The organism is Bacillota bacterium (genome assembly GCA_040754675.1).
Taxonomy (GTDB): Bacteria; Bacillota; Limnochordia; order Limnochordales; family Geochordaceae; genus Geochorda.
Genome location: JBFMCJ010000082.1, coordinates 1 through 11230, shown reverse-complemented (window position 1 = coordinate 11230; position 11230 = coordinate 1). Strand labels below are relative to the sequence as shown.

Below are 11230 nucleotides of genomic sequence, written 5' to 3'. Positions count from 1 at the left end.
GCCCGCAACCCCAAAAACTCATACATCAGTTCCACTTGACACGCCTACCCCATTCTCGCTTGTCGCTACCTTCCAGCCCGCCAGAGGGTCCGGCTACACCCGGCGCCAGCGCCAGGGGCGCCACCCCAGCACGGTGGGCCTCTTTCACGCGAGGGGCCCCACTGCTTCCTCGGCCGCCCGCAGGATGTCGCCCGCGCTGACCGGCTCCTTCAGCCGCGCCAGGTCGGGCGCAGGCAGACGATCTTCCTCAAGGGGCGGAACGTGACGGCGAATCAACTGCCACACCGGTCCCGTACCCGCACCCAGCCCCCGCGGCCCCAGGAACTCCACCGCCTGCGCCGCCGCCAGCAACTCCGCCGCCAGCACCCACTCCACATTCTCCAGCACCCGCCGCGCCTTGCGCGCCGCCCACGGACCCATCGATACATGATCCTCCTGCCCAGCAGAAGTGGGTATCGAATCCACACTCGCCGGATGCGCCAGCGTCTTGTTCTCCGACACCAGAGCCGCAGCCGTGTACTGCACCAGCATCAGACCAGAACACAACCCACCCGACCTCGTAAGAAACGCAGGAAGCCCACTATGCCCCGGATTCAGAAGACGCTCCAGCCTCCGCTCCGATATACCACCCAGCGCAGCCAGAGCTATGCACGCATAATCCAGCGCCATCGCCACCGGCTGCCCATGAAAATTGCCACCCGATATAACTAAACCCTCCTCCGGAAATACCAGCGGGTTGTCCGTCGCCGAGTTGATCTCCCTCTCCACCACCTCCGCCAGGTGCGCCAGAGCATCCCGACACGCCCCGTGCACCTGGGGAACACACCGCAGAGAGTAACCATCCTGGACACGCAGCTCCCCCGGACCAGTAAGCAGGGTGCTGCCCTCCGTAAGCCGCCGAATGTTCCGGGCCACCTCCTCCTGACCCGGATGGGGACGGGCCATCTGCACCAGAGGATGAAAAGGCGCTATCTGCCCCCGCAGCGCCTCCAGACTCAGCGCAGCAGCTACATCAGCCGTCCCCACCAGCCGACGAGCCTCGCTCGCCAGCAGACAACCCATCGCACTCATCACCTGAGTGCCGTTGATCAGGGCAAGACCTTCCTTCGCCCCCAGCACCACAGGCTCAATCCCCGCCCGACGCAGAGCCTCCCCCCCAGGCAACCGCTCCCCGCGGTAGAAGGCCTCCCCTTCCCCCATCAGCACCAGCGCCACATGGGCCAGCGGCGCCAGATCACCACTGGCACCCACCGACCCCTTCTCCGGCACCACCGGGTGCACACCCCGGTTCACCATCTGCACCAGCGTCTCGATAACCTCCAGACGAATCCCCGAGTAACCCTTCAGCAGCGCATTCGCCCGCAGCGTCATCGCAGCCCGCACCACGTCCTCGGGAAGCGGATCCCCTACCCCAGCAGCATGACTGCGAATCAGATTGCGCTGCAGCGCAGCAGCCTGCTCCGGCGAAACCACCACGTCCGCCAGCCGCCCGAACCCGGTGGTGACACCATACACCACCCGCCCCTCGGCGACGAGACGCTCCACCTCTTCCCGCGCCGCCTTAACCCGACGGGCAGCCTCCTCCCCCACCTTGACCTTCCAACCCCGACGCGCTACGCCCTCCACTTCCAGCACCGTAAGGGTCGACCCGGTCAGCACCACGGTCTTCACGTTGCTGCACTGCCCCCCTCACACCCCAGGTTTCCAGGCAGTCCTCATCACCGGCTGCGGCGGGACCACGGCCCACCACCCAGCGAAAGCACTGGGGGCACCCGGCCGGACCCCTCCGCGCTTGCGCAGAACCCGCCACCGGAGCCCCGGGCGCCATCCCGTGAAGTTGTAGGGACGCATTCTACACAGCTTCGCCGTGTCCCGCCCCCGCCGGACTACTCCAGCATGGGGATGCGGATCCCTTTCTCCCGGGCGCAGCGGATGGCTGCCTCGTAACCCGCGTCGGCGTGGCGCACTACCCCGGTACCCGGATCGGTCACCAGCACCCGCTCGAGGCGCCGGTCCGCCTCATCGCTCCCGTCACACGCCACTACCATCCCGGCGTGGATGGAATATCCGATGCCTACCCCGCCCCCGTGGTGCACGCTGACCCAGTGAGCTCCCGCGGCCGTGTTCACCAGGGCATTGAGGATGGGCCAGTCGGCAATGGCGTCGCTGCCGTCCAGCATGCCCTCACTCTCCCGGTACGGGGAGGCCACAGACCCGCTATCCAGATGGTCGCGCCCGATCACCACCGGAGCCTTCAGCTTCCCCGTCCGGACCATCTCGTTGAATGTCAAGCCAATACGGTGCCGCTCCCCGTAGCCAAGCCAGCAGATGCGCGCGGGCAGTCCCTGGAAAGGCACCTTCTGCCTGGCCAGCCGAATCCAGCGGGTCAGCGTCTCGTTTTCGGGGAATTCGCGCAGGATTACCTCGTCGGTCCGGTAGATGTCCTCGGGATCCCCGGACAGGGCCGCCCAGCGGAACGGCCCGCGACCCTCGCAGAACATGGGCCGGATGTAGGCCGGCACAAAACCGGGATAGGCAAAGGCGTCGGAGAACCCGGCCTTGTGCGCCTGTCCCCTCAGATTGTTGCCGTAGTCGAAGACCACGGCCCCCTTGCGCAGGAAGTCCACCATGGCACGGCAGTGCACCGCCATGGTCTCCATGGACCGCCGCACGTACTCCTGCGGGTCGCGCGCCCTCAATTCCGCGGCCTGTTCGACCGTCAGGCCGGCCGGGATGTAACCCCCCAGGGCATCGTGGGCCGACGTCTGGTCAGTTACCACGTCCGGCACGATCCCCCTTCTGACCAGCTCAGGGTGCGCTTCGGCCGCGTTGCCCAGCAGGGCCACGGACACAGCCTCCCCGGCGTCACGAGCACGCAGCACGATGTCGAGGGCTTCATCGAGAGAGGTGACCGCCCGGTCCACCAGCCCCTTGTCCAGGCGGCGCTTGATGCGGGCGGGGTCCACCTCAACGATGAGGCCCGCGCCCCCGTTCATGGTGATGGCCAGGGGCTGGGCACCCCCCATGCCACCCAGGCCGGCCGTGAGCACGAAACGCCCCTTCAGGCTTGCCCCGAAGTGCTGGCGCGCCACCTGGGCCAGGGTCTCGTAGGTACCCTGGATGATCCCCTGGGCGCCGATGTATATCCAGCTCCCCGCGGTCATCTGACCGTACATGGTCAGGCCCCGCGCTTCTAGCTGCCAGAAGTTATCCCAGGTGGCCCAGGCCGGGACCAGCATGGCGTTGGAGATGAGCACGCGGGGGGCCATGGGGTGGGTGTTGAAGACCGCCACGGGCTTACCCGATTGCACCAGCAATGTCTCGTCGTTCTCCAATTCCCGCAACGTCCGTACAATGGCATCGAAGCATTCCCAGTTTCGCGCCGCCTTGCCGGTGCCACCGTACACGATCAGTTCCTCGGGTTTCTCGGCCACCTCCGGGTCCAGGTTGTTCATCAGCATCCGGAGGGCGGCTTCCTGCGGCCATCCCTTGCATGAGATGTGATTGCCTCGTGGAGCACGGATGGTCGTCATAATGGCATCCCCTCCTCACGCCGAGACTGCACCAATACAGCCTTATAGCATCCCCCAAGCCCTTGTTATCCCAACAGAACTCTTGGATACCAGCTCTCCGGAGCGGAGAATGCTATGCCCAGACTACACCCCCCAGTCGCCCAGCCCCCAGCATCCGTCCAACAACCGTGGCTCCGGGTACCCAGCGCCACCGGGCAAGGCGGGATAAATCAAGACGCGGGTACGACTGCCTGCGTCACCAGTCAGTTCAGCTTTCTGCGAGCCTGCCCTCACGGTAGGCCTGTAGGTACCGCCCACAGTACTCGTCCCGGCCCAGCACCACCTCAGCCGCTCGCAGGAGGGCCATCAACCTGGCATCCAGCGGGTCAAGGATCACCGCATCAAGTCCGGCAGACATGGCGGCTACCAGGAAGGCCGGATTCAGCAGCCGGCGCTGGGGCAGCCCGAAGGAGACGTTGCTCAGGCCGCAAATGGTGTGCACACCCGGGTATTTCTCCCGCAGGACGCGGATTGCCTCCAACACTGCCACCCCGGCCCGGTAATCGGTGCTCACCGGGCGCACTAGGGGATCCACGTAAATGTCCTCAGCAGGAACCCCTGCCTCCATCAGGTCCTCCACCAGCCGGCTGCCCTTTTGCACCGCCTCCTCAGCCGAAGACGGCATGCCGGAATCGTCCAGACAAAGCGCCACCACCCCGCACCCGTACCGCTTCACCAGTGGGAGCACCGCACGGAAGCGTTCCCGCTCGGCGGTTATGGAGTTAAGCAGCGCCTTGCCCTGGTGCACCTCAAGGGCGGCTACCATGGCCGCCGGGTTGGGGCTGTCCACACAGAGCGGCACGTCGAGTGCCCCCTGGATGGTGGTCACCAGCCAGCGGAGCGCCTCCGGCTCATCCGCAAGCAACGTTCCCGCGTTCACGTCGATGAAGTCGGCCCCGGCCTCTCGTTGCCGGGCAGCCTCCCGGACCACAGCCCCGGCATCCCGCCGGGCGACCACAGCAGTCATCCCTTTTCTGCTGGTGTTGATCCTTTCTCCGACGATTAGCACTTGCCCCACCTCCGGCTATCGTATCTCACTGAAAACAACCCGCATCCGTCAACAACGGCGGGCACTGCGAAGACGATAACGCACCCTTGCGGAGTGCCGCCAAATGCATGATGAGCTGCGAAGCGGTGAAACGGACCCCGCATTACATCGGGACCAACTCCACGTAGCCTCCCCCGTAACCTGGCTTGCAGGGACCACGAGAACCACGCAAGCGAGAGGGGATGACCTGGGCAAGGAGCACCGGATCAGGCCGTGATGTTCTCCCACGACCGGTGGCAAACTGCTTCGAACACGAATCGGATCAGGGTGTAGTAGTCAAATACCGGGAGCCCGAATTCCCTCTGGATGGCACGGGCATACGGTGGGTAGCTGCTACATTCGAGCACCAGCGCACCGAGGTCCGGGTTCCGGCGTACGAACTCGCCTACGTTTCGCAGGATGTCCGCCTCCGCAGCCGCTACGTCCAAATCCTGCCCCCGGTAGAATACCGCCTCGAACGCTGGCGCCCGCCCGTCGTCCTCAACCCCCATGATCTTAACCCGCATTCCTTTCGTGATCCCCACTGCCTCCAGGTGGTTGGGGGTCAGGAACTTAGCCTCCGCTACGCATACTCCTACCGTGAGGTGCGGTCCAAGCATTCGCTCGACCCAAGGTACCTGCATGAGGCTGGAAAGGAATACGGGCACCGATACCGCTGCCGCCACTTCTCTTTGATAGAGGGCCAGGTACCCGCACTCTGCGGTGATGGCCCCCACGCCTTCCCGCTCCAGTGCCTGAGCGGCCTCCACCACCCTGTCCACCGGGTAATCGGCCAGCCGCCGGGTAGCCGTTACTATGTCGAGCCCTTCGACCCTTCGGTAAAGCACCGGGAAATCGTAGGTCAGGGCGTTGCGCACATCCCCGGGGATGCACGCGTAACTATCGTCCAACGCTAGGATCCCGATGGGTATCCCGTAGGCTAGAATCCCCTTCCTCACCTTCGCTCTCAGGGTCATCAGTCTGGCTCCCCCTTTTCAGATCACTTACTGCCCTCGGACCGGGGTCCTCCAGTTGCAAACCACTCGGGAGTAGTGCCGTAACGGGACCGGTAATAGGCAAGCAGCGCCTCGTGGCAATCCTCATCCAGCGGCTGGCACGCCCAGTCCTGCAGGCGGGACTCCCAGGCTTGTCGCAATTCGTCGGCCAGTCCTTCACGGGAACGCGACCTGTACCTGGGGATCCAGAGTTCTTCCCGAAGGTACCTACACGTTGACTCGGCCATCAGGAAATGCCCCGCCTCAATTCCTTCCCGGATAAGGTCGGGTCCAGCTCGCCCCTCCTCGAGGTTGAACCCCTTGAGCAGTCTCAGGACAACCGAGAACAGTTCTTCGTCGAGCATGAACTTCTCGTAAGAAATGGACGCGAAGGAATCCAGAACGCCCAAGGCCTGCAAGACGAAGTCGGCTCCCGCCGCAGCCGTCACGAGCAGGTTCAGCATCGACTTCGTACCCGGCCCGCACATCCAGGCCGGTGCTGTCCGTGAGCGACCCGCCGCCCCGGAAAGGCAGGCCCAGCCAGTGGCCCAGTTGAGCTGCTGCAGCTGTCAGCAGGGGCATTTCCGCACGCCCCAACGCCGGCTTCATCGTGAGCATGTCGCACGGACACGACACGTTGCCGTACACCACCGGAGTGCCGGGGCCTATGAGTTGCACGAACACCAACCCGGCCAGGATTTCCGCATGAGTCAGAACCAGCGTGCCGGAAAGCGTGACGGGGCTGGTGGATCCGGCCATGCCGCAAGAAGCTAGTACCACCGGCTGGCAGGCACGGGCAAACTCGATCAGCCCCTGGATCGACTCCCGGTCGTACCGCAGGGGCGACGTGGGATTGACGGTGGCGATGACAAACTTCGCGCCTTCCGGCCTCCCCCAGTCCTCCTCAATTCCCATGGCCAGCCGTGCCATTTCGATCGAATCCCGGGCCGCGTGGGCTCCATCGGCGAAGCCGTGTACGGGCTTGTCGGAGAACCACAGGCTGCACAGCATCATGAAAGCGTACCTTTGGTCAACCGGCACGTCCCAGGGAACAACCATTCCTCCACAACTGACCTGGACACAGGGGCTACCCTGAACCAGCTTCACCAACCGGATGCAGTCGCCTGCTTTCGCCGGGCGCCGCTCGCCCTCTCCCGTCACCACGTACACGGCGCCGCTGGCCGCAGCCAGCACCGGCCCGTTGCCGCCTATCGTCACTCGACGGGAGGGGTTCCGCCCCAGCAACGAAAAGGAGCGGGGCACGGTCTCCAGCGCCGCCTCCACCAGGTGGGCGGGGAGAAACACCCGCGATCCCTCCACCCGCGCCCCGCGGTGCCGGAACATTTCAAGTGCCTGCTCGTCACGGAAATCGACACCAACCTGCTCCAGGACGTCCAGTGCCCAGCCGTGTATCCGGTTAATGTCGGAAACCGTCAGAGGTTGTACAGCTAGTCTCACTGGTCCTACCTCCAACCTCAGACCCTGACTCACTTGCCGCTACGCAGACCAGCAGTCCATTCGTTGCATGGCAAACAACTCCAGACCCCGCCCGTGAAGCTGCCTGAAGGCAACGTCCCCGTCTCTCGTGCCAGTTGCGGGCAACCTGCAGGTGATGACCACCCGCAGCACATCCGCCCGAGGCATGACCCTTTCTGCCTTGCTGACGGAGGATCGCCGCCGGGGTGCACTATTCGGCACCCGGATCTCTCGCCCTTGCGGCTTGCACCCCCGCGACAACCGGGAAAGCACCCTCCAAAAGGGCGGGCTCCCGCCGCTACTCCGTCCGCCTCGGAACGGCACTCCGCATGAGAGATGGCGATCATGGGTCCCTCGTCCTCTCCTCGGCGGATGTCGGCTAGCCGCCAGTTGCTCAGGCCGGATGGTGCCCCCCCTTACAGGAACACCCGGAGCCCATGCTCTTCAGCGATGCCACAGCCCAACCGGCAGGCCAAATCACGCACTTTGCCAGGTTTGATACCCTTCATGGGTCCAACCGGATCACGCTCCTCGCTCCGATGCAGGATGCTCGCCGTGGGGGTCTCCATATCGACGAGTTCAGTCGCCGCCGGGCAACCTGCAAAACCGATCTCCATTAGCGTGTTCGGAAGTGCCTATGGTGTTGGCCTATCCAGCGCGGTTATAGACAGGTCAGAAGGGACGCCTCCAGCACTAAAAACCCCACTCTCGACCGGCCCGCCCCCAGGGTGACGGCAACCACCCCTGGGCGCCGTCCCTCACTGAAGCTGGGAATGCATTCTCCAGCTTCCGCCCGGCAAAGCCTCTTCCCGCACCCAGCACCGCCCTCTTCCGCACGTCACGTTCCCTCCTGCACGTGCTCCTCCCCCGCGGCATGCCCCTCTCCTGGACGGCCTCTCTTTGCACACGCCCACAGTCTCCGCCCAATTCACCGCCCTTACCACCTTGGGGGGAACACTCGCCCACCGCGCAGCCATGACTGCGGATGAGGTTCCGCCGCAACTCCTGGATCCTCTGTACCGCCTGTACCGCGCCAATGCTGTTGCCAAAGCCCCGAAACCGGTGTTTACCCCCTAAAAGGGACACCCTGTCTCGATCGCACCCTCGACAACCACCCGACCCTCTCCAGGCGTTCTTTAACCCCGCGCGCCAAGCCAACCTTGCGGCCGCGGCAAGCGACTTCCCCCACGTCCGTGGTAGGAAGCGATCTCCCGGTCAGCTCTATCATCGGCTTTCTCCTGCGCCTGCCCGGCTACCAGGCTGGTTGTGGCCCCCCAGCCAAGAGCACGAGCTGAATGGGCACACTCCCACGACACCCCGAGGGGCTACCCCCCACGAAGCGGACGGTCGCGAAGTCCCACCAAAGCAGGGCCAGGAGCCCCCCTTGACCCGGTAACCTCCACTTCCATGTTCCACCCAACCGTCCTCCGTTCCCACTCACGGGGATCCGCGCCTGTCCCATAATCGCCTACCCGCGCTCCCTAAAGCACCAGCCATGTCGCAGCGATGAAATCCGCTTGCTCCCCTGTCGGGCCGCCCGGGGCGGGCCTCAGGAACGCGGCCGTATACCCCGGGCGCCAAACAGCTTGAAGCAACTGCGGAAGGTGATCATCCCCACCAGCCGACCGTTTTCCTCGACCGGCAACCAGGTTAGCCCGCGCACCAGCATTTCCTCGAGCGCCTGACCCACGGGGGCAAAGGCATCCACTCCGCGGTGCAGTGGTGCCACCACCGGACCGTCGATGATGCATCCGGGGGCTAGGTTCTCCCGCCGCACGACTCCCGCAAGCACCCCGTCTCCGCTGACAACCACCGCCGCATCCCAACCACCCAGGAGGGCGTCGACATCTCCGGCCACGGTCCCAATCCTCGCCCGGGGGAAGTCGGTAACCATCACGTCCCTCACGGGGACCGCCGCCAGGTAGTTCAGGAATCCCCGCAGGCCCACGAAATTCGCCACGAAATCGTCTACCGGCCGCTCGATGAAATCCGCCGGCCGCCCGAGTTGGACCAGTCTACCGGCCCGCATCAGAGCTACCCGTCCACCCAACCTGAATGCCTCCTGGATGTCGTGGGTCACGAAGACGATGGTCTTGCTTAACTGAGCGTGAAGCCGGATGAGCTCGTCTTGCAACTGCTCCCGGGTCAAGGGATCCAGGGCTCCAAACGGCTCGTCCATGAGAACCACCTCGGGGTCCGCCGCCAGAGCCCGGGCCACACCCACCCTCTGCTGCTGGCCGCCGCTCAGTTCGGCCGGATACCGCCCCAGGACCGACTCGGGCATCCCCACCAGCTGGATTAGCTCTTCGGCCCGTCGGCGTTGCTCTTCCCGGAGACGCCCGGTGATCCTGAGCACGAAGGCAATGTTCTCCGCCACAGTCATGTGGGGGAACAGCCCCACCTGCTGAATGGTGTAGCCGATACGCCGGCGAAGCTGCACCGGGTCAACTCGGCTGATATCCTCTCCGCCTACCCTGATGGTGCCCGAGCTGGGATCGATGAGGCGATTGATCATCTTGAGCGTGGTGGTCTTGCCGCATCCCGACGGTCCAATCACGGCAATCATCTCGCCCTTTTCGATCCTCAGGGTCACGTGATCGACCGCGACCAGACCACCTGGGTAGACCTTGCACACGTCCTCGAGCTCGATCATCGCCGGACCCCGTCCCGATCCCGGCCCTAAAACGGCCACGCCTTCCACGCCCTCCGGCCCTCCCCACAAGCCGGGAGACACCTCATTCACCGGAGACCGAGCTTCCGCAGAAATTCTGCCGCCACCTCGGCGGGATCCCGCTTGTTGACGTCAACCTCGTAATTCAAGGCCACCATGGTTTCCTCGTTGATCTTTCCGGCTAGGGCGCCCCAGATATCTCTCAGTTCTGGATACTTCTTCAGGGTATCCATGCGCACGATGGGGCAGCAGTAGTAGGGGACAAAGAACCTCTTGTCATCTTCGAGAATGACTAGGTCGTACACCCTCAGTAGCCCGTCGGTGGTGAAGGCATCGATTACATCCACCTTGCCTTCCGCCAGCGCCTTGTACTTGAGGCCGATCTCGAGCTGAACTTTCTTGCAGTCGAAGCCGTACGTCTCGACGAGCCCATCGTAACCGTCCTTCCGCTCGAAGAAATCGGGCTCGGCCCCAAACCGCAGGCCCTTGATCTTCGCCAGCTCCGAACAGGTCCTCACATTGTGCTTGGCCGCAAAGTCCTTAGTCACCGCCAGCGCGTAGGTGTCGTTGAATCCAAGAGTGGGCAGCCAGGTGATGCCGAACTTCTCCTCGTACGCCGCCTTCACCTTCTCAAACACCACATCCGGGTCGTGAATGGGTTCTTGCTTCAGCACGAAGAGCCAACCGCTCGAAGTGTACTCCGGGTAGGCATCGAACTGGCCGCTCGTTATCCCGGCGTGCAGAAGTTCCTTGCCCTGAAGATGGAACTTACGTTCTACCTTAAAGCCGTGCTTTTCAGCCAATTGAGCCATCAGCTCTGAGCAGATTAACCCCTCCGTCCACTGCTCGGCCCCTATGGCGATTTTCTTCTCCGCCGGCGCAGGAGCCGGACCCGCCTGCGGCTGCTCGGCCTTCTTGGTCACGCACCCCACTGCCAGCACAATCATCACCGCCACTGCCACCAGAACCTGCGAGGCAATCGCAGCTCTCTTCAGCATAACATCAGCCTCCTCTCTGTGGTACTTCCCGTCAAACCCCATGTACTTGTCCCTTGACCCGCATCCGATCGCTCTCTTTCTGCCCCCGAAACGCAGGACGCGACATCAGCCTCCTTTCCACGAGTCCCAGGATCCAATCGACCAGCACGGCCAGCAACGCCACTGGCACCGCGCCGGCTATGATCATGGCATTGTTCACCGTGCTGATCCCCCTGAATATCAGCACCCCTAGCCCTCCTGCCCCGATCATGGCGGCGATGGTCGCCGTCCCGATGGTCATGACCGTCATAGTCCGCAACCCGGCCACGATTACCGGCATGGCTAAGGGCAGTTCGATGAGCCAGAGCAGTTGCCTGTCCGTCACCCCCATGCCGGTGGCAGCCTCCACCACCGCCGGGTCAACCCCCGTAATGCCCACGTAAGTGTTCCTCACTACCGGCAGGAGCCCGTAGATGAACAGAGCCACCAGAGCAGGAAGCTCTCCTATCCCC

Annotated in this window: 8 protein-coding genes and 1 pseudogene; all 9 read right to left on the bottom strand. The window is 64.0% G+C overall.

Features of this window, described 5'->3' with window-relative positions:
- Window positions 1–144 precede the first annotated feature (144 nt).
- Window positions 145–1671 carry a histidine ammonia-lyase gene (gene hutH / locus AB1609_06920; GenBank protein ID MEW6046197.1) on the bottom strand — a complete coding sequence of 509 codons (1527 nt, stop codon included), beginning with the start codon at window positions 1669–1671 and terminating at the stop codon, window positions 145–147.
- A gap of 215 nt (window positions 1672–1886) precedes the next feature.
- A complete protein-coding gene (gene hutU / locus AB1609_06915) occupies window positions 1887–3533 on the bottom strand; it encodes a urocanate hydratase (protein ID MEW6046196.1) in 1647 nt (548 codons plus the stop codon).
- 247 nt (window positions 3534–3780) lie between these two features.
- Window positions 3781–4581, bottom strand: a complete 801-nt coding sequence (locus AB1609_06910; GenBank protein MEW6046195.1) for a methyltetrahydrofolate cobalamin methyltransferase — start codon at window positions 4579–4581, stop codon at window positions 3781–3783.
- A gap of 245 nt (window positions 4582–4826) precedes the next feature.
- Window positions 4827–5576 carry an aspartate/glutamate racemase family protein gene (locus AB1609_06905; protein ID MEW6046194.1) on the bottom strand — a complete coding sequence of 250 codons (750 nt, stop codon included), beginning with the start codon at window positions 5574–5576 and terminating at the stop codon, window positions 4827–4829.
- A gap of 23 nt (window positions 5577–5599) precedes the next feature.
- Window positions 5600–6058 (bottom strand): trimethylamine methyltransferase family protein, encoded by a 459-nt coding sequence (locus AB1609_06900; GenBank protein ID MEW6046193.1) that lies wholly within the window; start codon window positions 6056–6058, stop codon window positions 5600–5602.
- A gap of 19 nt (window positions 6059–6077) precedes the next feature.
- A pseudogene (locus tag AB1609_06895) lies at window positions 6078–7052 on the bottom strand (trimethylamine methyltransferase family protein).
- A 1567-nt stretch (window positions 7053–8619) separates the two neighbouring features.
- Window positions 8620–9771 carry an ABC transporter ATP-binding protein gene (locus AB1609_06890; GenBank protein MEW6046192.1) on the bottom strand — a complete coding sequence of 384 codons (1152 nt, stop codon included), beginning with the start codon at window positions 9769–9771 and terminating at the stop codon, window positions 8620–8622.
- Between the two features lie 38 nt (window positions 9772–9809).
- Window positions 9810–10781: a glycine betaine ABC transporter substrate-binding protein gene (locus AB1609_06885; GenBank protein ID MEW6046191.1), complete on the bottom strand. Its 972-nt coding sequence runs from the start codon at window positions 10779–10781 to the stop codon at window positions 9810–9812.
- On the bottom strand, window positions 10771–11230 hold a 460-nt coding region (locus tag AB1609_06880), incomplete at its 5' end, for an ABC transporter permease (GenBank protein MEW6046190.1). The genes AB1609_06880 and AB1609_06885, both read right to left, overlap by 11 nt.